The sequence below is a fragment of the Mycolicibacterium fallax genome, assembly GCF_010726955.1.
In the GTDB taxonomy this organism is placed as follows: Bacteria; Actinomycetota; Actinomycetes; order Mycobacteriales; family Mycobacteriaceae; genus Mycobacterium; species Mycobacterium fallax.
In genome coordinates this window covers 3,011,432-3,031,752 of sequence record NZ_AP022603.1, presented here as the reverse complement: position 1 = coordinate 3,031,752, position 20,321 = coordinate 3,011,432, and the positions used below count along the sequence as shown (strand labels likewise).

Sequence of the window (20,321 nt, the reverse complement as noted above, 5' to 3'; positions counted from 1 at the left end):
CACCAGCGGGCCGTCGGCGGATGTGTCAACCTTGAAACCGTGTCACCCACCCCTGACCGGACCCCGATCTGCGTTCTCGGCCTCGGCCTGATCGGCGGCTCCCTGCTGCGCGCGGCCACCGCCGCCGGATACCGCGCCTTCGGCTACAACCGCGGCACCGAGAGCGTCCGCGCCGCCACCGCGGCCGGCTTCGACGCCGACGACGACCTGACCGCGGTGCTGACCCGCGCCGCCGCCGAGGACGCGCTGATCGTGCTCGCCGTCCCGATGCCGGCGCTGCCCGCCCTCCTGGCCCGAATCGCCGAGACCGCACCGGGCTGCGCCCTGACCGACGTGACCAGCGTCAAGGGCGCGGTGCTCGACGCGGTCACCGCGGCCGGGCTGCGCGACCGGTTCGTCGGCGGGCACCCGATGACCGGCACCGCGCACTCCGGCTGGGAGGCCGGCGACGCCCGGCTGTTCGCCGGCGCGCCGTGGGTGGTCGCCGTAGACGAGCACGTCGACGCCGGGGTGTGGATGTCGGTGATGCGGCTGGCGCTGGACTGCGGGTCGGTGGTGGTGCCGGCCCGCTCCGACGAGCACGACACCGCGGCCGCCGCGATCTCGCACCTGCCGCACCTGCTGGCCGAGGCGCTGGCCGACACCGCGGGCGAGGTGCCGCTGGCGTTTGCGCTGGCGGCCGGATCGTTCCGGGACGGCACCCGGGTCGCGGCCACCGCCCCGGATCTGGTCCGGGCGATGTGCGAGGCCAACGCCGGCAACCTGCGGGACATGCTGGACCGCAGCATAAAACTGCTGACCGGCGCCCGGGACGCGCTGGCCGAGCACGGCTCGGTGGCCGAGCTGGTGGAGGCCGGGCACGCCGCGCGGGTGCGCTACGAAAACTTCCCGCGGCCCGATCTGTTGACCGTCACCGTCGGCGAACCCGATTGGCGGGCCGCGCTGGCGTCCGCCGGGCGGGGTGGGGCGGTGATCAGATCCGCTCTGCCAGGCCCGGATAATCCTCGATGAAACCGCCGTCGTCGACGGTGATCCGGGTCTCGGCGACCGGCGAGGTCAGGTCGATGCCGCCGTCGCCGCGGCTGGCGTAGCTCAGCGTCGCGGGCTTGACCTCCAGTTCGGGCAGCCAGACGTAGACCACCGGCAGGGTCAGCGATTCGGTGCGACGGTGCAGGCCGGTGCGACGGATCGGCAGCGCGTTGAAGAACGGGCTGAACACCACGTCGACGTCCAGCGCCCCGTCAAAGCCGACCCGGGAGGTCTGCCCGGACGGCGCCTGCACCAGCCACATGTTCTCCTCGTCGCGCGCGATCGAAAGCTGCCGCTCCCGCTCGCCGAGGGTGACCGTCATGGACAGTCGCTTGGTGGCACCGGACTCGTCGGTGACCAGGTCGTAGGACGCGGAGAAGGCCGGCGCGGTGTCGGTGTGCGCGGAGACGATCCGGCCGTAGGCCTTCAGCCGGTTTCCCGACAGCTGCACCCGCACCGATTCCATCCGGCGGGCATCGTGGGCACGCCAGGTCAGGATCGCCGGCCAGGGGCTCTGCTGCTCGTTTTCCGCTGTACCCGTCACGGTTCCACCGTAAGGGAACGGCACCGGTTCTGGTGCCCCGCTGGCGGAAATAGAGACGAAGCCCGCACCGGCCCCGACCAGCGCCGAACGTAACGTTCCGGTTCCGGTTCACCCCGTCCCCCGCGCGCGCGGCGGACCCGCCGGGGCAAAATGACACCATGAGCAGCGAGGAACACCCGCCCAAGGCCCGCGACGGCGCGTCGTCGACCCCGCCGGCCGCGCCCCGGGCTGCGGGCACGCTGGAGTCCAGCAGGTTCACCCGGGCCGCCGCGCTCTGGACGGCGCTGATCCTGGGCTTCCTGATCCTGATCGTGCTGCTGATCTTCATCGCGCAGAACACCGCGCAGACCCCGTTCCAATTCCTCGGCTGGCACTGGCAGCTGCCGCTGGGGGTGGCGACGCTGTTCGCCGCGGTGGCCGGCGGCCTGATCACCGTGGCGGTCGGTGCGGTCCGGATCGTTCAGGTCCGCCGCTCGGCCAAGCGGGACATCCAAAAACTCAAGGGCTGACGACGCCTCAGCGGCCGGCCCCGTCGGCGGCCGGTCGGGCCTGGCGGTGCGGCAGCAGGTCCCAAACGTGCTCGGTGGTGTTGACCGCGATGACCGCCGGGTTCCCGCTGCGCGAGTAGTACAGCCGGGTCACCGAGGTGTAGTCGACGGCGAACGACAAGATCCGCCGGGTGCCCAGCGACCGGTGCAGCAGCGCGTTGATCACCCCGCCGTGGCTGACCACCGCGACGGTGTCGTCGTGGCCGGCGGCGGCCACCAGGTCGGTGACCGCATCGGAGACCCGGCCGAGGAACTCCGCCTCGTCGACGCCGTCGGGCAGCAGGCCGGCGGCCATCCGGGCCCACTGCTCGGGGCGTTCGGTGCGCAGCTGCTCGACCGGCAGGTACTCGGTGAGGTCGCGGTCGTACTCGGCCAGCCGCGGGTCAATCTCGACGTCCAGGCCGCGGGCGGCGGCCAGCGGTCCGGCCGTCGCGATGGCCCGCCGCTGCGGGCTGGTGACGATCCGGCTGATCGGGTACCGCTGCAGCGCGGCGGGCAGCCGGCCGGCCTGCTCCAGACCCATCGTCGACAGGTCCGGGTCCGACCCCTGGCCCGACTCACTGCGGTTGGGCAGGGCGTGGCGGATCAGCAGCAGTTGCACGCCAAAACTCTAGTGTCCGGGGTTCGGGCCGGCGTTTGGGCGGCCCGCGCCCCGGGTACCACCGGAGCAGCCGGAATGCCCGTCGGCCGCCGCGCCGAGCCGGGAACAAAGCCCCCGGGCGCAACTGTTGCGTAATGCAAGAGGTGCGAGCACCGAAGGAGTACTGATCATGGCCGATTCCCAGACCTTCGTCATCGTCGGAGCCGGCCTGGCCGGCGCCAAGGCCGTGCAGGCGCTGCGCGAGCGCGGCTTCGACGGCCGGCTCGTGGTGATCGGCGACGAGCACCACCTGCCGTACGAACGCCCGCCGCTGTCCAAGGACTTTTTGGCCGGCGCCAAGACCCTCGCCGACTTCACCGTGCAGCCCGCCGGCTGGTACGCCGACCACAACGTCGAGCTGCGACTGGGCACACCCGCCGCGTCGATCGACCCCGCCGCGCGCACCGTCACCCTCGCCGACGGCAGCACCCTCGGCTACGACAAGCTGCTGCTGGCCACCGGCTCCCGCTCACGGCGGCTGCCGCTGCCCGGCGCCGATGCCACCGGCGTGCACTACCTGCGCAGCATCGACGACGCGGTGGCCCTGGACCTGCTGTTCAAGGACGCCGGCTCGCTGGCGGTGATCGGCGCCGGCTGGATCGGGCTGGAGGTCACCGCCACCGCCCGCGGGCGCGGGCTGGCGGTGCACGTGGTCGAGGGCGCCGAGGTGCCGCTGCAGCGATCCCTGGGCAGCGAGATCGGCGAGGTGTTCGCCCGGTTGCACCGCGAGCACGACGTCGACCTGCGACTGGGTGCCGGGGTCGCCGAGATCAGCACCGCAGATGGAGCCGCCACCGGGCTGCGGCTGGCCGACGGGTCGACGATCACCGCCGACGCGGTGCTGGTTGCCGTCGGCGCGCAGCCGAACATCGAGCTGGCCGAGGCCGCCGGCCTGGCGATCGGCGAGGGCGGGGTGCTGGTGGACGCCGCGCTGCGCAGCAGCGACCCGAACATCTTCGCCGTCGGCGACATCGCCGCCGCCGAGCATCCGCTGCTTGGCGCCCGGATCCGCACCGAGCACTGGGCCAATGCGCTCAACCAGCCCGCGGTGGCCGCCGCCGGAATGCTCGGCGAACCGGCCGAGTACACCGCGCTGCCGTACTTCTTCACCGACCAATACGACCTGGGCATGGAGTACGTCGGGCACGCGCCGGACTACGCCCGGGTGGTGTTCCGCGGCGACGTCGCGGGCCGCGCGTTCACCGCGTTCTGGCTCGACGACGACAACCGGGTGCTGGCCGGGATGAACGTCAACATCTGGGAGGGCCTCGACGACATCAAGGCGCTGATCGGGGCCAAGGCGACCGTCGACCCCGCGGTGCTGGCCGATCCGGCGGTGGCGGTGGCGGACCTGGTCAAGGCCGCGCAATCCGGCTCGTAAGAACCCCTCGCGCCGCCGGTGCCGGCGGCGGGTCTGCACAGATGTCCGCTGGGAGAGGAGCCAGATGGATAATCCACTTGGCGGCGCTCCCAGCGGACATCTGTGCACGCCGTTCCCCGCCCCGGCCGCACGGGCGCGGGTAATCCGGGGGTGAAAGTCCTCAGCCGAGGTCGTAGACGGTCAGCCCGTCGACGGTCGCGGCGGTGAAGTTGGCTTTGACCCACTCGGTGATCTGGTTTCCGGCGCTGTCGGCGCTCGGCCCGAACCCGCCCGACCCGCCCGGCCCGCCCGGCCTGCCCGGCCCGCCTGGCCCGCCTGTCGCATCCGGTCCGCCCGGCGCACCCGGTCCGCCCGGCGCTCCCGGTCCGCGGCCGCCGGGTCCGTGCCCGATGACGAAGTAGCGCACCTGCCCCTCGTCGACGTAGCGCCGGAACTGCTCCAGCGTCGGCGACTCGTCGCCGCCCATGAACCCGCCGATCGCCATCACCGAGGTCCCGGTCTTGAGCTCCAGGTCGCCGGCAGTGTGCGAGCCGACCGCCGCCGCCGCCCACCGGTTGTCGGTCGCGGTCAGCATGGCGTCCAGGGTCGGGGTGGCGGCCGTGCCGAAGTCCGGGCCGCCGTGGTGCCGGCCCGGACCCGACGTCGGGATCGGGCCACCGGCGGAGCCCTGCGCGACGGTCGCCACGGTGTAGGCCGCGGGTGCGGCCAGACCCAGCACCACCGCGGCCACCGCCAGCCCGGCGCTCAACCGCCCCGCCCCGCCGGCCCGCAACGCCAGACCCACCGCCACCGCCAGGGCTCCGGCCAACAGCACCCAGCGCAGCCCGGGCAGCCAGTCCGGGGTGCGGCCCAACAGCACGAAGGCCGTCGCCCCGGTGGCAGCCAGCATCGCGGCCAGCACCAGGCGAGGGCCCAAACGTGTTCGGCGACACCATAATTCGGTCACCGATACGGCGAGCACGCCGGCCACCCCGGGGGCCAGGGCCACCGTGTAGTACGGGTGCATGATGCCCTTCATGTAGCTGAACACCAGCGCCGTGATCACCGTCCAGCCGCCCCACAGCAGCAGCGCCGCCCGGGTCGCATCGGTGCGGGCGGCACGCCGGACCAGCCACAGCCCCGCCGCCAGCCCGATCAGCGCGGCCGGCAACAGCCAGAAGATCTCGGTGCCCATCGCATCGCGGAACAACCGGGTCAACCCGGGATCGCCGCCGAACATGCCGCCGCCGGGACCGCCCGGTCCCGGCCCGGCGCCGTGAGTGGGGTTGCCCTGACCGCCGAGCACCCGGCCCAGGCCGTTGTACCCGAGCGCCAACTGCAGCAGGCTGTTGTCGGTGGACCCGCCGATGTACGGGCGGGCATCGGCCGGCCACAGGTCGACCAGCGCGACGTACCAGCCGGCCGAGGCGATCATCGCGGCCAGCCCGGCTAGCAGCGCCCGGATCCGCGCCCAGCACGTCCCGGCCGCGGCGACCAGCACCACCAGCGCCAGCGCCGGGGTCACCACCAGCGCCTGCAGCAGCTTGGTCAGAAACGCGAAGCCCAGCGCCACCCCGGCCAGCGCGACCCAGCGGGTCGTCTGGCCTTCGAGGGACCGCACGATAGCGTAGGCCGCGGCGACCAGCAGCAGCACCAGCAGGGCGTCGGGGTTGTTGAAGCGGAACATCAACGCGGCGACCGGGGTGGCCGCCAGAACGGCGCCGGCCAGCAGACCGGCGGCCGGTCCACTGGTGCGGCGCACCGCGGCATACAGCAGCGCGACCGCGCCGACGCCCATCAGCGCCTGCGGGATGAGCATGCTCCACGGGTTGAACCCGAAGATCCGTCCGGCGGCGGCCATCACCCAGATCGCGGCGGGCGGCTTGTCGACGGTGATCGCGTTGCCGGCGTCCAGCGAACCGAACAGCCAGGCCTTGAGGTCCTGGGTGCCGGCCTGGACGGCGGCGGCATAGAACTGGTTTGCCCAGCCCAGCGACCCGAGCGCGTAGAGATACAGCCCGGCGGTCAGCACCAGCAGCACCGCCAGCGCCGGACGCTCCCAGCGCGGCCGCGCACCGGCACCCGGCGACCTCGGCTCGGTGTGCGGCACCCGGTCAATGACGGTCATCGCGGCTGGCCCGTCTGGGTGCGGCCGGGGTGAAACACCCAGCCGCGCAACAACACAAACCGCGCCGCGGTGGCCAGCAGGTTCGCCGCCACCAGCACGGCGAGCTCGACGGCCCGCGGCGGCTCGGTCGCGGCGTGCAGCAGCGCCAGCGCCCCGCTGGTCAGGCCCAGTCCGACGCCGAACACCAGCAGGCCCTCGAAGTGATGGCGGACCGCCCGCCCCCGGCCGCGCACCCCGAAGGTGAACCGGCGGTTGGCGGCGGTGTTGCCGATCGCGGTGACCAACAGCGCGACCAGGTTCGCGCCCTGCGGCCCAAGCCCACCGCGCAGCGCCAGGAACAGCAGCAGGTAGGCGATCGTGCTCAGCACCCCGACCGCGGCGAAGTGCACGCCCTGGCGCAGCAGCGAACGCTGCCCGCCGGCCAGCTCGGCGGCGCCCCCACCGGCGCCGAACTGCGCGGCGATCGCGGCGACCGGGATCTGCCCGGTGGCGAAGCCGGCCAGCAGCCGGGCCACACCCCGCAGGTCCGCGACGGCGGTGGCGACGATGTCGACGCGACTGTCCGGGTCGTCGACCCAGTCCACCGGAACCTCGTGGATGCGCAGCCCGCTGCGTTCGGCCAGCACCAGCAGTTCGGTGTCGAAGAACCAGCCGGTGTCGCGCACCAGCGGCAGCAGGGCGTGCGCGACGTCGGCGCGAATCGCCTTGAACCCGCACTGCGCGTCGGAGAACTTGGCCGACAGTGCGCCGCGCAGGATCAGGTTGTAGCAGCGGGAGATGAACTCGCGCTTGGGTCCGCGGACCACTCGGGCGGCCCGGGCCAGCCGGGTGCCGATGGCGATGTCGGAATGCCCGGAGATCAGCGGGGCCACCAGCGGCAGCAGCGCGGCCAGGTCGGTGGACAGGTCGACGTCCATGTAGGCCAGCACCGGGGCGTCGGAGTCCTCCCACACCGTGTGCAGGGCGCGGCCGCGGCCCTTCTGCTCCAGCCGCACGACGCGCACCTCGGGGAGTTCGGCGGCCAGGCCGCGGGCGATCCGCGCGGTGTCGTCGACGCTGGCGTTGTCCGCGATGGTGATCCGGTAGCTGAAGCCGAGCTGGCGGTCCAGGTAACGGTGCAGCCGTCGCACCGAGTCGGCCAGCGCGGCCTGCTCGTTGTGCACCGGCACCACCACGTCGAGCACCGGCACGCCGCTCTCGGCGGCCAGTCGGGCCGCGTTCGGCCGGACGGTGTTCGGCCGGACGGTGTTCGTGTTCGGCCGGGCGGTGTTCGTGTCCGGCCGGGCGGCGGCCGGCGCACCCGCGGGGGTGGCGGTGTTGTCCAGGAGCGCGGTCATGCGTTGATCCTCGGGCGGCGAGGTGGGGCCGGTGTGGGCGCTTGCTATGCGCCGGCTGTGACTCCCGGCCGCTGTGCCCCGGCGGTCTACGGCAGCCGAATGACGAACTCGGTGGACCCGGACGCGCTGTTCAGCTCGATGCCGCCGTGGTGGGCGCGCACCACCGCCGCGACGATCGCCAGGCCCAGCCCGGTGCCGCCGTCGCGCCGCGACCGTGACGAGTCACCGCGCGAGAACCGCTCGAACACCTCCGGCTGCAGTTCGGCGGGGATCCCCGGGCCGTCGTCGGCGACGGTCAGCACCGCACCCCGATCATCTCGGGCCAGCGCGAGCCGCACCGTGGTGCCGGCCGGGGTGTGCAGCCGGGCGTTGGTCAGCAGATTGCCCAGCACCTGCTGCAGCCGCATCGCATCGCCGGTGACCAGCACCGGTTCGGCCGACAGCTCCAGCTTCCAGACGTGCTCGGGGCCGGCGACGTGCGCGTCGGAGACCGCGTCGACGGCCAGGTGCGACAGGTCCACCTCGTCGCGTTCCAGCGGGCGGCCGGAATCCAGCCGGGCCAACAGCAGCAGGTCCTCCACCAGGTGGGTCATCCGGTCGGATTCCGAGGCCACCCGGCCCAGGGCGTGCGCGACCTCCGGCGGCAGCTCGTCGTCGCGGCGCCGGGCCAGCTCGGTGTAGCCGCGGATCGCGGCCAGCGGGGTGCGCAGCTCGTGGCTGGCGTCGGCGACGAAGGTGCGCACCCTGGTCTCGCTGGCCTGGCGGGTGGACAGCGCGGCGGCGATGTGTTCGAGCATCCGGTTGAGCGCCGAGCCCATCTGGCCGACCTCGGTGCGGGGGTCGGCGTCGCGTTCGGGGACCCGGACCGGCAGTTCCACCTCGCCGCGGTCCAGCGGCAGGCCGGCGACCCGCCTGGCGGTGGCCGCCACCCGGGTCAGCGGCGCCAGCGCGCGCCGGGTGATCAGCACCCCCAGCACGCTGGCGATCAGCAGCGCGACCCCGGACAGCACCACCAGGGTCCACAGCACCCGCAGCAGGGTGGCGTCCAGCCCGGCGGTCGGCAGGCCCGAGACGGTGAGCCGGCCGAACCGGTCGTGCTCGGTGCTCAGCCGATAGCTGCCCACCCCGTCAAGGTCGACGGTGACGGGCCGGCGCCCCGGTTCGGGCCGGCCGTCGCGACCCGCGCCGGGCGGGGGCGGGGGCGGCGGCTCCGACTCGAGCGCGAACTGCAGCAGCTGGTCCTGGGCGGCCGGGCTCAGCCCGATGCGCTCGCCGTTTCGGGTCAGTTTTCCGGCGCTGAGCAGCCGAATCGACCCGGGGCGGTCATCGACGACGGCCGCGACCACGCCGATCGGCTGGCCCGGGGCGTCCAGAAACGCCGGGCCGGGCCCGGGATGCTGGCCGAGTTCGCGGGCCATCGCCGGCCGGGGCGGCGGCAGCCCGGACAGCACCGCCGAACGCCGGGCCACCTCGTGGACCTGCCCGTCGAGCTGGTGCAGCAGGTAGCCGCGCAGCGCCAGCTCGGCGCCCAGGCCGATCCCGAGGCACACCAGGGCCAGCAGCCCGACCTGGCCGAACAGCAGCCGAGTGCGCAGCGACCAGCCGCCCGGCCACCACCGGCCGCGGTGCTCAGCCGGCCGGCTTGAGCACATATCCGGCCCCCCGCAGGGTGTGGATCATCGGCTCGCGGCCGTTGTCGATCTTCTTGCGCAGGTAGGAGATGTACAGCTCGACGATGTTGGACCGGCCGCCGAAGTCGTAGCTCCACACCCGGTCGAGGATCTGCGCCTTGGACAGCACCCGCCGGGCGTTGTGCATCATGAAGCGCAGCAGCTCGAACTCGGTGGTGGTCAGGGTTATCGGGTCGCCGGCCCGGGTGACCTCGTGGCTGTCCTCGTCGAGCACCAGGTCACCGACGACGATCTGCGCGCCGCTGTCCACGCTGGTCACCCCGGTGCGCCGCAGCAGCGCCCGCAGCCGCAGCACCACCTCCTCGATAGAGAACGGCTTGGTGACGTAGTCGTCGCCGCCGGCGGTCAGCCCGGCGATCCGATCCTCCACGGCGTCCTTGGCGGTCAGCAGCAGCACCGGCAGGCCGGGGATGTGTTCGCGCAGTCGGCGCAGCACCTCCAGGCCGCTCATGTCGGGCAGCATCACGTCGAGCACGACGGCGTCGGGCCGCGCGCTGCGGGCCGCGCTGATCGCCGACCCGCCGTCGGCGGCGGTGGTCACGTCCCAGCCCTCGTACCGCAGCGCCATCGAAACCATCTCGGCGAGCACCGCCTCGTCGTCGACGACGAGCAGGCTGATCGGGCTGCCATCGGCACGACGCATATCGACTCGTTCGGTTCTTCGCGTCATATCCCTTCCAGTATTCGCCCTCGGCTGGGCCCGACCTAGGCCGAACCTGTGCGCGCGCTGTGCGAAACCCGGCCCCGGCCCGCATTCCCGCCGCCGGTGCCGGCGGCGGGTCTGCACAGATGTCCGCTGGGAGAGGAGCCAGATGGATAATCCACTTGGCTCCTCTCCCAGCGGACATCTGTGCACGCCGTGTCGGCAGACCCCGGCCGCAACGGGCACCGGTAGGTTGATCGGCGTGGAGGACCTCGGCAAAGTCGCAGCCTGGATGACCGAGCAGGGGCTGGGCAGCGGCCCGCTGGAGAACCTGCTCGAAATCACCGGCGGCACCCAGAACATTCTGCTGCGGTTCACCCGCGACGGCCGCGACTACGTCTTCCGCCGCGGACCGCAGAACCTGCGCCCGATCAGCAACAAGGTGCTGATGCGCGAGACCCGGGTGCTCGGCGCGCTGGCCGGCACCGATGTCCCGCATCCGCGGCTGATCGCCGTCTGCGCGGACACCGCGGTGCTCGGCGACGCGGTGTTCTACCTGATGGAGCCGATCGACGGGTTCAACGCCGGCGAGGGCCTGCCCGCCCCGCACCGCGACAACCCGGCGCTGCAGCACGGGATGGGCCTGTCGATGGCCGAGTCGCTGGCCCGGTTGCACGCCGTTGACCACGTCGCGGCGGGACTGTCCGACTTCGGCAAGCCCGAGGGGTTCCTGGAGCGGCAGGTGCCGCGCTGGCTCTCGGAGCTGGACGGCTACCGCGCGCTGGAGAACTACCCGGGCCACGACATTCCGGGCCTGAACGCGGTCACCGACTGGCTGCAGGCGAACGTCCCGGCGCACTGGACGCCGGGCATCATGCACGGCGACTATCACGCCGCCAACGTGATGTTCTCCCGCACCGGCCCCGAGGTCGTCGCGATCGTGGACTGGGAGATGTGCACCATCGGGGACCCGCTGGTGGACCTGGGCTGGATGCTGGCCACCTGGCGCGCCCCCGGCGAGGAATCGGTGCTGGGCAACCCGCTGATGGACGCGCCCGGCCTGCCCACCACCGAGGAACTGGTCGCGCACTACGCCCGGCACGCCGACCGGGACCTGTCGGCGCTGACCTGGTACACCGTGATGGCCTGCTTCAAGGCCGGGGTGATCCTGGAGGGCTCCAACGCGCGCGCCGCGGCCGGGCTCGCCCCGCGGGAGATCGGCGATCACCTGCACCTGGCGACGCTGCGCCTGATCGACCGGGCCACCGCGCTCATCGACACGCCCTGAAACCGCACCGACCACCCCTAGGAGTCCGCATGAGCGTCCTCGATCTGTTCTCCCTCGACGGCAAGGTCGCCATCGTCACCGGCGCCTCGGCCGGGCTCGGCGTGGCGTTCGCGCAGGCCTTCGCCGAGGCCGGCGCCGACGTGGTGCTCGGTGCCCGCCGGGTGGAGAAGCTCGCCGACACCGCCGCGCTGGTGCAGGCCGCCGGCCGGCGCGCGCTGATCGTGCAGACCGACGTCGCCGATCCCGCGCAGTGCCAAGGGCTGGTGGACGCCGCGATGGCGGAGTTCGGCCGCGTCGACGTGCTGATCAACAACGCCGGGGTGGGGACCGCGGTGCCGGCGACCCGGGAGACCCCCGAGCAGTTCCGCGCCGTCATCGACATCAACCTGAACGGGTCCTACTGGATGGCCCAGGCCTGCGCCCGGGTGATGACGCCGGGCTCGTCGATCATCAACATCTCCTCCATCCTCGGCCTGACCACCGCCGGGCTGCCGCAGGCCGCCTACGCCGCGTCCAAGGCCGGGGTGATCGGGTTGACCCGGGACCTGGCCCAGCAGTGGGGCTCGCGCAAGGGCATCCGGATCAACGCGCTGGCGCCCGGTTTCTTCAAGTCCGAGATGACCGACAGCTACCTGCCCGGCTACCTCGATTCCCAGCTGCCGCGGGTGGTGCTGGGTCGCACCGGCGATCCGGCCGAGCTGGCGGCGACGGCGGTGTGGCTGGCCTCGCCGGCCGGCGGCTACGTGGCCGGGCAGACCATCGCCGTCGACGGCGGGATCACCATCACCTGATTCGGTGCGCTCGGCCGGCGGGTAGCGTCTGCGTCATGTCGAGCGTGCAGCGCCGGGTCTTCAACGACGTGGTCACCGGGTTCTGGAGTCTGGCCGCGCCGGTCTACAACCTGCCGATCCTGCAGGGCTGGGTGTACCGGCCGGCGCAGACCGAGGTGATCGCCGCGCTGCGCGCGCAGGGTTCCCGGCGGATCGCCGACATCGCCTGCGGCACCGGGATTCTCGCCGACCGGATCCAGCGCGAGCTGGACCCCGAGGAGATCTACGGCGTCGACATGGCCGCCGGCATGCTGGCGCAGGCCCGGGCCCGGTCGGCGGCGGTGACCTGGTTGTCCGGCCCGGCCGAGGCGCTGCCGTTCGACGACGGCGCCCTCGACGCGGTGGTGACCACCTCGGCGTTCCACTTCTTCGACCAGCCCGCCGCGCTGGCGGACTTTTACCGGGTGCTGGCCCCGGGCGGGGTGGCGGCGGTGACGACGTTCGCCCCGGCCGGCCCGGTGTCCCGGCTGACCGGCGGCACCTCCCCCGCGCACGCCCCCACCCCGGCGCAGATGCGCGCGCTGTTCACCGACGCCGGGTTCACCGTGATCGATCAGCACCGGGTGCCGCGGCCGGCCTGGATCCAGCCGGTGGCGGACATGATCACGGTGGGCCGCAAGGCTTAAGGCCAAGCCACAAGCCCCCAGCCGCAAGCCCCACGCCCCGCTCACGGCGTGATGATGTTGAACCCCGGGTCCGGGCGGTCCAGCACCGCGATCAGCGACGCCAGCACCGCCGGGTCGCCGTCGACCCGCAGCCCGTCGGAGTCGCCGTCGCCGGCGACGAGCGTCAGCAGCCGGTTCTTGTCGGCCAGGGTCAGCGTCACCCCCGCGGTCGCCGGGTCGGCGGGCACCCGCCGGTAGACCAGCACGCCGTTGCGCAGCGTCAACCGGTAGTTGGTGCCGGTGTCGGCGAAGCCGAGGTCCAGGGCCAGGTCGAGGTCCCAGGCCCGCGGCCCGTCGATATTGATGGCCACCGCGTCGAAGATCTGTTCCGGGGACAGCTGGCTCAGCATGCTCGGCGAGGCGACGACGGTCGGGGTGCCGAAGTTCGACCCGCGCAGCTCGGTGGCGCCGCTGAGGAAGAAGTTGCGCCAGGTGGCGTTCTCGGCCCCGTAGGCCAGCTGCTCCAGGGTGTCGGCGTACAGCGCCCGCGCCGCGCCGTGCGTGTCGTCGGTGAACACCGCGTGGTCGAGAAGGGTTGCTGCCCAACGGTAATCGCCCGCGTCGTAGGCCTCCCGGGCGAGTTCGACGACCCGGTCCAGCCCGCCGATGGCGGCCACGTAGCGCGGCGCCAGCGCCTCCGGCGGATGCGGCCACAGCCGGCCCGGGTTGCCGTCGAACCAACCGAGGTAGCGCTGGTAGATCGCCTTGACGTTGTGGCTCACCGACCCGTAGTAGCCGTGGCAGTGCCAGGCCCGCTCCAGCGCCGGCGGCAGCGGGAAGTCCTCGGCGATCTCGGCGCCGGTGTGGCCCTTGTTCAGCAGCCGCAGAGTCTGGTCGTGCAGGTAGGCGTACAGGTCGCGCTGCAGGTTCAGGTATTCGCGGATCCGCTCGCGCCCCCAGGTCGGCCAGTGGTGCGAGGCGAAGACCACATCGGAGCGGTCGGCGAAGGTGTCGATCGCCTCGGTCAGGTAGCCCGACCAGGCGTGCGGGTCGCGCACCACCGCGCCGCGCAGGGTGACCAGGTTGTGCAGGTTGTGGGTGGCGTTCTCGGCCATGCACAGCGCGCGGAACTGCGGGAAGTAGAAGTGCATTTCGGCGGGCGCCTCGGTGCCGGGCGCCATCTGGAACTCGATCTCGACGCCGTCGAGGGTGTGCCGCTGGCCGGTGGTGGTGATGTCGATGGTCGGCGGGATGATCGCCACCTCGCCGGTGGAGGGGACCTGCCCGAGCCCGGAGCCGACCTGCCCGAACGGCCCGCGGTCCAGCGCGATGCCGTACATGTAGGCCGCGCGACGGGCCATCGCCGTTCCGGCGTAAACGTTTTCGGCGACGGCGTGCTCCAGGAAGCGCTCCGGCGCCAGGATCGGGACGGTGCCCGCCGCCACCTCGGCGGGCGTCACCACCCCGAGGATCCCGCCGAAATGGTCGGCGTGACTGTGGGTGTAGATGACGGCGACGACGCGTCGGTCCCCGCGGTGCTGCCGGTACAGCGCCAGCGCGGCGGCGGCGGTCTCGGTGGACACCAGCGGGTCGATGACGATGACGCCGGTGTCGCCCTCGACGAAGGTGGCGTTGGAGATATCCAGCCCGCGCACCTGATAGATGCCCTCAACGACCTGGTAGAGGCCCTGCCGGGTGCACAGCTGGGCCTGCCGCCACAGGCTCGGGTGCACCGTGGCGGGGGCGTCGCCGGCCAGGAAGTCGTAGGCGTCGTTGTCCCAGACCACCCGGCCGTCGGCGGCGGTGACCACGCCCGGCGACAGTCGGCCGAGGAAGCCGCGGTCGGCGTCGGCGAAATCGGTGTCGTCGTCCAGCGGCAGGGTCTGCAGTTGCCGGGCGTGGGCGGCCGCGATGATCGGTGCGGGCGGGTTCTGCTCCATGCCATTCGAGCATGCCACCGGCGCCGACGGCGCGCCGCCGAAATCCGGTGCGGGCGCGCGTCGGTCGGGGACGCCGGGCCGGAAAGTTCCTAAGATCCGGCCATGTCGGACAACAACCGCCTGACCAATACCCGCATGGTGCTGCGCGCGGAGTGGGCCGCCATCCGGCGCCGGCACCCGAACCTGGATAGCACCGAGTTCGCCGACATCACCGCGTTCACCGTGCCGCTGCTGGTCCGCGCGGTGGCCGTGCTGGCCGTCGGCGCGGTGCCGTTGCTGGTGATCCGCGGCAGCGCGGAGGAGGACGCGGTGCTGGCGCCGCTGATCAGCTCGCTGGCGCTGACCGTGGTCTGCACGGCCGTGGTCGCCTGGCTGCTGTCGATCGTGGTGTCCGGGCTGGTGGTGATGGTGCTCTACCGCACCCGTCCGCGCTCGACGTCGCGGCTGGTGGTCTCGACGCTGGACGCGTCGTTCCGCCGGATCAGCGACGGGGCCTCGGAGATGACGCTGCTGGCCCTGGTCGCCGGCCTGTTGTCGCTGGCGATCGGGCTGCCCAGCCGGCGCCCGGACGAGGCGTCCAACTCGGTGCTCGACGATCTGCTCGCGGCGCAGATCGGCGTGCTGCTGGCGGTGCTCGGCTTCGCGTTCATTGCCGAGTCGATCCGGTCGGCGGCCGACATCGTCGACGATCAGTCGCTGATGCTGGCCTGGCCGTGGGCGCTGATCGTGGCCTGCCTGTCCTGGGTGATGGCGACGACGGTCGGGCCGTTCGAGATCACCCGGATGCTGACGATTCTGCTCAACGACTGGCTGCCCGCCATGGTCGGCGACGTCCCGCGGGCGGAGGTGATCGCCGACGTGGTGCCCCCGGGTGCCCGGTGGTGGGCGGCGCTCGGGCCGCTGCCGGTGATCGGGGTCATCTGGGTGCTGACGGCCTGGCACTCCGACGGGTTCATGCGGGCCCGGGAGTTCCTGGCCGGCGAGGACGCGATCCCCGACACCCGGCTGGACTGAGCCGGCCGGGCGCGAGGGCCCGCACACCGGATTGGGCCGCTGTGGCGCTGCGGGAACCCGCCCGCCGTCCCTACGCTGGGGCGGTCACCAACTGTCAGGAGCCCTCATGTCCGCCACCGCCGACCAGCCCGCCGACAAGACCTACGCGCCGCTGGAACTGTTCGACACCAACCGGCTGCTCGACGACGACGAACGCGATATCGCTGCCACCGTGCGGGAATTCGTCGACACCCGGCTCAAGCCGAACGTCGGGGACTGGTTCGAATCGGCCACCCTGCCGCGCGAGCTCGGCCGGGAGTTCGGCCGCCTCGGCCTGCTCGGCATGCATCTGCAGGGCTACGGCTGCGCGGGCACCAACGCCGTCAGCTACGGGCTGGCCTGCCTGGAGCTGGAGGCCGGCGACACCGGCTTTCGCAGCTTCGTCTCGGTGCAGGGCTCGCTGTCGATGTTCTCCATCTACCGCTACGGCTCCGAGGAGCAGAAGCAGCAGTGGCTGCCGCGGCTGGCCACCGGGGAGGCGATCGGCTGCTTCGGGCTGACCGAACCGGACTTCGGCTCCAACCCGGCCGGGATGCGCACCCGGGCCCGTCGCGACGGCGCCGGGGACAACGCCGACTGGATCCTGCACGGCACCAAGATGTGGATCACCAACGGCAACCTCGCCGACGTCGCGACGGTGTGGGCGCAGACCGACGACGGGGTGCGCGGGTTCCTGGTGCCCACCGACACCCCCGGCTTCACCGCCAACGTCATCCACCGCAAGCTGTCGCTGCGCGCCTCGATCACCTCCGAGCTGGTGCTGGACAACGTGCGGCTGCCCGCCTCGGCGCAGCTGCCCGGCGCGATCGGCCTCGGTGCGCCGCTGTCGTGCCTGAACGAGGCCCGGTTCGGCATCGTGTTCGGGGCCCTCGGCGCGGCCCGGGACGCGTTGGAGACCACCATCGCCTACACCCAGTCCCGGGAGGTCTTCGACCGGCCGCTGTCGTGCTTCCAGCTCACCCAGGAGAAGCTGGCGAACATGACCGTCGAGCTCGGCAAGGGCATGCTGCTGGCGATCCACCTGGGCCGGATCAAGGACGCCGAGGGGGTGCGGCCCGAGCAGGTCAGCCTCGGCAAGCTCAACAATGTGCGCGAGGCGCTGGCGATCGCCCGGGAGTGCCGGACCCTGCTCGGCGGCAGCGGCATCACCCTGGAGTACTCGCCGCTGCGGCACGCCAACAACCTGGAGTCGGTGCTGACCTACGAGGGCACCTCGGAGATGCACCTGCTGTCCATCGGCAAGGCGCTGACCGGGCAGGCGGCCTTCCGGTAGAGCCGGGGCGGGGCTGATCAGCGCCGGCCGCTGGGCCGACGGCGAGGCGACGCGGACAACCAGATGTGTCACCGTCACGGCCGCGGCGTCACCCTGACTTCGCGACGGTGACACTTTTGGTTGCGGATCCGCGCGACGGTGACGTTTCTTGCAGTGGCCCATCGCGACGGTGACATGTTTGGTAGCGAGAACCCGATTCTCCTACCAAACATGTCACCGTCGCGACACTGGCCCGACGAAAGTGTCACCGTCGCTGAAATCGACGGCCAAAAGCGTCACCGTCGCGAAACCGGACCGACAAAGGTGCGACCACCGGCAGATCCACCACGATATCGACGGCCGACCGGCGTCCGAGGCGGCCCACCCGGTTGTCCATACTTGGCGGGTGCACCCCGCGAGCAACCCAGCCGTGATGACGATCGCGCTGGTGGTCTACTCCACGCTGATCTTCATCGGCATCGCCCTGGCCGTCTACTACGCCCGGCGGCAGCGCCGTGGCCGGGCAATCACGGCCGCCTCCATTGTCGGGGTGCTGACCGTCGTCGGCCTGGTCGTGGCGATCTGGAGCGCGGTGAGCTGATCGGGGCGGCTACGGCCGCACCCCCGCGCGGGCATAGGCCCGCCGGGCCACGCCCTGGTAGCGCACCGTCATCGGCAGTCGGTCCCACACCCAGTTCACCGGCCGGGACCGCCACAGCGCGGCGAACCGCTGATAGCGGCGGTCCTGCCGGGCCGTCCACGGCAGTCCGAGCAGGTCGCGGGCACGCGGCGGCAGGCCGCCGGTGGTGAGAAACGCCGCGGCCGGGTTGAACACCGGGGCGATGATCTTCCACGCCAGCGGCGAGACGGCCTTGGGCTTGGGGAATCCCTTGGTGACGTAGCCGACGCCGTAGGCCGCGGTCTTGTGCGGCACCACGACACTGTCCATCATGGTGTCCCAGTACCGGCAGAAGGCGGCGTAGTCGGCCGGCAGGATCCGGTCGCTGACACCGTAGCGGCGGTACCAGGTGGTGGATTCGGCGTAGATCTGTTCGCGTTCGGCGTCGCTGAGCCGGTGCACGAAGGTGTCGGCGAAGTACAGCACCGCCTCGACGAAGGTGGCGTGCGCCCAGAAATACGTCTCCGGGTTCAGCGCGTGGTAGCGGGACCCGTCGGGCATGTCGCCCTTGATCTCGGCGTGGAAGTCGCGCACGGCGATCCCGGGGTTGTCCTCGGGCGAGCCGTACACGGTGCCGAGGATCGGGCCGACGGTGCGTTTGAGCCGTTCGGCGGTGTCGGTGAAGAACACCGAGTGGTCCAGCACGCCCTGCCCAAGCTCGGCGAGCATGTTCTGCAGCACGGCCGGTCGCGGGCCGATCAGATACATCCGGTTGTCGCCGAACCACCGCCAGATCAGCGAATCGGCGTCCAGCGGCGCCTCACCCGGGAGTAACTCGACAGGTGTCAACTCGGTCATGGGGACAGTGTGGCAGACACCGGCCCGACCATCAATGGTGGTGGGCACCGCCGATCGAATCGAGTCCACTCACCGGCCCGAACTGCCGCCGGTCGGCACCGGGCGACGGATAGCAAAACCCCCTCCGGCCCAGGCCGGAGGGGGTTTTCACTGTGCGCCCAAAGGGGATTCGAACCCCTAATCTTCCGGAGAGTCATCACCCGTCCAGTTCAAGAAGCGATGCGCCCCGCGGTGTGAGTCGGAAGCGTAGTGGTTTCCTCGTCACCGTTTCAATGAGCCCAGCGTCGTCCAGACGCTGGAGTCGCGGCCGGGCGAACTGGGTGGATCGCTCCATCGCATCGGCCAGGGTTTTCAACTTGACGGCGCGGTTTACATCGAAGTGGTGGGCCTGGCCCAGGGGGAACAGCATTTTGGCGATGTCACCGGGATCTACCGGTGGCACCGACGCGCGATCGAGTCCGATGTTCAGCGGAAATTCCTTATCGTTCACGAGAACGCGAAGCCGCGCCGCAATCGCATCGATCGTCCCTCGACGTTCGGAGAGGTCGAGCAGCAAGCGATGCTGCGCCTCAGCGATGATCTCCAGCATCACGATCAGGTAGGGCGTCAGATCGCCGCGGTTCAACGGATTCTCCGCGTCGGCGAACGCACGGTAGTAGCGATCTTTGTTGTCGGCGACAGTCGCCGACAATGCCAGGCTCGCGTACGGAGCCAGCACCTGACGGAGGTCCAGCGCCAGAAGGTATCGCCCGGTTCGGCCGTTGCCGTCATAGAACGGGTGCGCGTACTCGAAGATGAAGTGTGCGGCCACGGCTCTGATCAGCCGGGGGATCGAGTCGTCGCGACCTTGGCTCAGCATGACAGTGAGCGCGTCGTCGATCGCCGACTCGGGCACCACTCCGGTGTGCACGGTTTTGGTTCCTGACTCGATCGACACCGGCCCCAGCCGGAACCGCAGCCCGTCGGGGGCGTCTTCGTCACGAATCTCGCCCGCTGTCACCGCATCATAGATTTCCCGGATTTCGTCGAGCGTCTGCGGGCTTTCGGCCTTGTCGCTGCCGATGCCGAGATAGAGCCGCACCATCTCCATGAATCGCTTGTTCGCGGCTGGCTGCTCCGCCCGAACCGCCTCGATCGCCGCGCTGATCTCCTTCCGAGTCGACCGAACCTGTTCGATCTCGTTGGTCGCTTGAATCTCGTCGATCACCATGCGGTTCAGATAGTGGATTCGCGCCCTTTCTGGCAGCCCGTCCCACTCGGCCTGAATCTTGGGCTCGAAGCTCATGATCCGTTCGATCAACGCTGCGACTTCGGGCGTCATCAGCGCGAACATCTGAGATCCGCCGATCAGGTCCCAGTGGATGGCGGCAGGAGACTCGCGTCGAGATCGTTCCTCGGCTTCGACGCCAGCGCGATCCCGTTGATGGAAGATCGACTTCAACGTCCTATACGGCACCTGATCCATCTCCTGATCTACACTCGTTAGCTGCCCGACATGCCCTGGCCTATTTTATCTGAGGCCCTCTATAGATCAAATAGTTCTGAATCGCGGGCCAGTTGCGGCGCTCCGCCCGTCTGGTTCTCGTCGCGGCCAACGATCGGGCCCCCGAACCCCGCGAGCCTGGGCCCGCAGCGCCGCAACCAGCATCCGTCGCGCAGCGTTGCCCACGCATGGCAAAACCCCCTCCGGCCCAGGCCGGAGGGGGTTTTTAGTGTGCGCCCGAAGGGATTCGAACCCCTAACCTTCTGATCCGTAGTCAGATGCTCTATCCGTTGAGCTACGGGCGCGTGACTATTCAGTTGTGTGGCGGAGGCGAGAGGATTTGAACCTCCGGTCCCCTGTAAGGGGGACAACTCATTAGCAGTGAGTCCCATTCGGCCGCTCTGGCACGCCTCCTCGACCTTGCAGAGGTTACCGGACCACCTCCGCCAGGCGAAACGAGGTACCAGAACCGC

At 71.3% G+C, this 20,321-nt stretch carries 18 protein-coding genes and 2 tRNA genes; 9 read left to right on the top strand and 11 right to left on the bottom strand.

Annotation, left to right across the window (positions count from 1 at the left end; translation table 11 throughout):
• The first annotated feature begins 66 nt into the window (after window positions 1-66).
• Window positions 67-1,011 (top strand): prephenate dehydrogenase, encoded by a 945-nt coding sequence (locus G6N10_RS14385; RefSeq protein WP_085093320.1) that lies wholly within the window; start codon window positions 67-69, stop codon window positions 1,009-1,011.
• Here the strand turns inward: G6N10_RS14385 and G6N10_RS14380 are convergent.
• Window positions 974-1,573, bottom strand: a complete 600-nt coding sequence (locus G6N10_RS14380) for a putative glycolipid-binding domain-containing protein (RefSeq protein ID WP_085093188.1) — start codon at window positions 1,571-1,573, stop codon at window positions 974-976. The genes G6N10_RS14385 and G6N10_RS14380 overlap by 38 nt on opposite strands.
• A gap of 158 nt (window positions 1,574-1,731) precedes the next feature.
• Here G6N10_RS14380 and G6N10_RS14375 point away from each other — a divergent pair, with 158 nt between their 5' ends.
• Entirely contained in the window at window positions 1,732-2,082 is a 351-nt protein-coding gene (locus G6N10_RS14375; RefSeq protein ID WP_085093186.1) for a LapA family protein, read from the top strand.
• 7 nt (window positions 2,083-2,089) lie between these two features.
• On the opposite strand, the gene G6N10_RS14370 is transcribed toward G6N10_RS14375, so the two are convergent.
• A complete protein-coding gene (locus G6N10_RS14370) occupies window positions 2,090-2,722 on the bottom strand; it encodes a histidine phosphatase family protein (RefSeq protein ID WP_085093184.1) in 633 nt (210 codons plus the stop codon).
• A gap of 169 nt (window positions 2,723-2,891) precedes the next feature.
• Between G6N10_RS14370 and G6N10_RS14365 the strand changes: the two genes are divergently transcribed.
• On the top strand, window positions 2,892-4,142 hold the full coding sequence (locus tag G6N10_RS14365) for an NAD(P)/FAD-dependent oxidoreductase (RefSeq protein WP_085093182.1): 1,251 nt from the start codon (window positions 2,892-2,894) through the stop codon (window positions 4,140-4,142).
• A 160-nt stretch (window positions 4,143-4,302) separates the two neighbouring features.
• On the opposite strand, the gene G6N10_RS14360 is transcribed toward G6N10_RS14365, so the two are convergent.
• The 4 genes from G6N10_RS14360 to G6N10_RS14345 all read right to left on the bottom strand — a co-directional run bounded on the left by G6N10_RS14360 (window position 4,303) and on the right by G6N10_RS14345 (window position 9,920).
• Entirely contained in the window at window positions 4,303-6,249 is a 1,947-nt protein-coding gene (locus G6N10_RS14360) for an ArnT family glycosyltransferase (protein WP_163742472.1), read from the bottom strand.
• Window positions 6,246-7,586 (bottom strand): bifunctional glycosyltransferase family 2/GtrA family protein, encoded by a 1,341-nt coding sequence (locus G6N10_RS14355; RefSeq protein ID WP_085095529.1) that lies wholly within the window; start codon window positions 7,584-7,586, stop codon window positions 6,246-6,248. Before G6N10_RS14355 ends, G6N10_RS14360 begins: the two co-directional genes overlap by 4 nt.
• Window positions 7,587-7,672: 86 nt before the next feature.
• The gene (locus G6N10_RS14350; RefSeq protein WP_085095531.1) at window positions 7,673-9,238 is read right to left on the bottom strand and encodes a sensor histidine kinase; all 1,566 of its coding nucleotides are present in this window, start codon (window positions 9,236-9,238) and stop codon (window positions 7,673-7,675) included.
• Entirely contained in the window at window positions 9,216-9,920 is a 705-nt protein-coding gene (locus G6N10_RS14345; protein WP_085095533.1) for a response regulator transcription factor, read from the bottom strand. Before G6N10_RS14345 ends, G6N10_RS14350 begins: the two co-directional genes overlap by 23 nt.
• A gap of 292 nt (window positions 9,921-10,212) precedes the next feature.
• On the opposite strand from G6N10_RS14345, the gene G6N10_RS14340 reads away from it, so the two are divergent.
• From G6N10_RS14340 to G6N10_RS14330, 3 genes are read left to right on the top strand one after another with little or no spacing between them, the layout of a single operon-like run.
• Complete coding sequence (locus tag G6N10_RS14340; protein ID WP_085095662.1) at window positions 10,213-11,208, top strand: phosphotransferase family protein; 996 nt, start codon at window positions 10,213-10,215, stop codon at window positions 11,206-11,208.
• A gap of 29 nt (window positions 11,209-11,237) precedes the next feature.
• Complete coding sequence (locus G6N10_RS14335; protein WP_085095535.1) at window positions 11,238-11,999, top strand: SDR family NAD(P)-dependent oxidoreductase; 762 nt, start codon at window positions 11,238-11,240, stop codon at window positions 11,997-11,999.
• A gap of 35 nt (window positions 12,000-12,034) precedes the next feature.
• Window positions 12,035-12,664 carry a class I SAM-dependent methyltransferase gene (locus G6N10_RS14330; protein ID WP_085095537.1) on the top strand — a complete coding sequence of 210 codons (630 nt, stop codon included), beginning with the start codon at window positions 12,035-12,037 and terminating at the stop codon, window positions 12,662-12,664.
• Window positions 12,665-12,705: 41 nt separating this feature from the next.
• On the opposite strand, the gene G6N10_RS14325 is transcribed toward G6N10_RS14330, so the two are convergent.
• On the bottom strand, window positions 12,706-14,583 hold the full coding sequence (locus tag G6N10_RS14325) for an alkyl/aryl-sulfatase (protein ID WP_085095539.1): 1,878 nt from the start codon (window positions 14,581-14,583) through the stop codon (window positions 12,706-12,708).
• Between the two features lie 102 nt (window positions 14,584-14,685).
• Between G6N10_RS14325 and G6N10_RS14320 the strand changes: the two genes are divergently transcribed.
• From G6N10_RS14320 to G6N10_RS20060, 3 genes are all read left to right on the top strand, one after another.
• Window positions 14,686-15,597 carry a hypothetical protein gene (locus G6N10_RS14320; RefSeq protein WP_085095541.1) on the top strand — a complete coding sequence of 304 codons (912 nt, stop codon included), beginning with the start codon at window positions 14,686-14,688 and terminating at the stop codon, window positions 15,595-15,597.
• Between the two features lie 106 nt (window positions 15,598-15,703).
• Entirely contained in the window at window positions 15,704-16,909 is a 1,206-nt protein-coding gene (locus G6N10_RS14315) for an acyl-CoA dehydrogenase family protein (RefSeq protein ID WP_085095543.1), read from the top strand.
• Window positions 16,910-17,321: 412 nt separating this feature from the next.
• The gene (locus tag G6N10_RS20060; RefSeq protein WP_165757668.1) at window positions 17,322-17,489 is read left to right on the top strand and encodes a hypothetical protein; all 168 of its coding nucleotides are present in this window, start codon (window positions 17,322-17,324) and stop codon (window positions 17,487-17,489) included.
• Window positions 17,490-17,498: 9 nt separating this feature from the next.
• Here the strand turns inward: G6N10_RS20060 and G6N10_RS14310 are convergent, their stop codons facing one another.
• The 4 genes from G6N10_RS14310 to G6N10_RS14295 all read right to left on the bottom strand — a co-directional run bounded on the left by G6N10_RS14310 (window position 17,499) and on the right by G6N10_RS14295 (window position 20,262).
• Window positions 17,499-18,365, bottom strand: a complete 867-nt coding sequence (locus G6N10_RS14310; protein ID WP_085095545.1) for an oxygenase MpaB family protein — start codon at window positions 18,363-18,365, stop codon at window positions 17,499-17,501.
• A 196-nt stretch (window positions 18,366-18,561) separates the two neighbouring features.
• Window positions 18,562-19,830, bottom strand: coding sequence for a Fic family protein (locus G6N10_RS14305; RefSeq protein ID WP_234810536.1), 1,269 nt, complete (start codon window positions 19,828-19,830; stop codon window positions 18,562-18,564).
• A gap of 250 nt (window positions 19,831-20,080) precedes the next feature.
• A tRNA-Arg gene (locus tag G6N10_RS14300) sits at window positions 20,081-20,153 on the bottom strand.
• A gap of 17 nt (window positions 20,154-20,170) precedes the next feature.
• Window positions 20,171-20,262, bottom strand: a tRNA-Ser gene (locus G6N10_RS14295).
• Window positions 20,263-20,321 lie beyond the last annotated feature (59 nt).

Coding starts and splice junctions, on each gene's coding strand:
- G6N10_RS14375 (WP_085093186.1), top strand. CDS start 1,732: ATGAGCAGCGAGGAACACCCGCCCAAGGCCCGCGACGGCGCGTCGTCG.
- G6N10_RS14365 (WP_085093182.1), top strand. CDS start 2,892: ATGGCCGATTCCCAGACCTTCGTCATCGTCGGAGCCGGCCTGGCCGGC.
- G6N10_RS14360 (WP_163742472.1), bottom strand. CDS start 6,249: ATGACCGTCATTGACCGGGTGCCGCACACCGAGCCGAGGTCGCCGGGT.
- G6N10_RS14355 (WP_085095529.1), bottom strand. CDS start 7,586: ATGACCGCGCTCCTGGACAACACCGCCACCCCCGCGGGTGCGCCGGCC.
- G6N10_RS14350 (WP_085095531.1), bottom strand. CDS start 9,238: ATGTGCTCAAGCCGGCCGGCTGAGCACCGCGGCCGGTGGTGGCCGGGC.
- G6N10_RS14345 (WP_085095533.1), bottom strand. CDS start 9,920: ATGCGTCGTGCCGATGGCAGCCCGATCAGCCTGCTCGTCGTCGACGAC.
- G6N10_RS14340 (WP_085095662.1), top strand. CDS start 10,213: ATGACCGAGCAGGGGCTGGGCAGCGGCCCGCTGGAGAACCTGCTCGAA.
- G6N10_RS14335 (WP_085095535.1), top strand. CDS start 11,238: ATGAGCGTCCTCGATCTGTTCTCCCTCGACGGCAAGGTCGCCATCGTC.
- G6N10_RS14330 (WP_085095537.1), top strand. CDS start 12,035: ATGTCGAGCGTGCAGCGCCGGGTCTTCAACGACGTGGTCACCGGGTTC.
- G6N10_RS14325 (WP_085095539.1), bottom strand. CDS start 14,583: ATGGAGCAGAACCCGCCCGCACCGATCATCGCGGCCGCCCACGCCCGG.
- G6N10_RS14320 (WP_085095541.1), top strand. CDS start 14,686: ATGTCGGACAACAACCGCCTGACCAATACCCGCATGGTGCTGCGCGCG.
- G6N10_RS14315 (WP_085095543.1), top strand. CDS start 15,704: ATGTCCGCCACCGCCGACCAGCCCGCCGACAAGACCTACGCGCCGCTG.
- G6N10_RS20060 (WP_165757668.1), top strand. CDS start 17,322: ATGACGATCGCGCTGGTGGTCTACTCCACGCTGATCTTCATCGGCATC.
- G6N10_RS14310 (WP_085095545.1), bottom strand. CDS start 18,365: ATGACCGAGTTGACACCTGTCGAGTTACTCCCGGGTGAGGCGCCGCTG.
- G6N10_RS14305 (WP_234810536.1), bottom strand. CDS start 19,830: ATGGATCAGGTGCCGTATAGGACGTTGAAGTCGATCTTCCATCAACGG.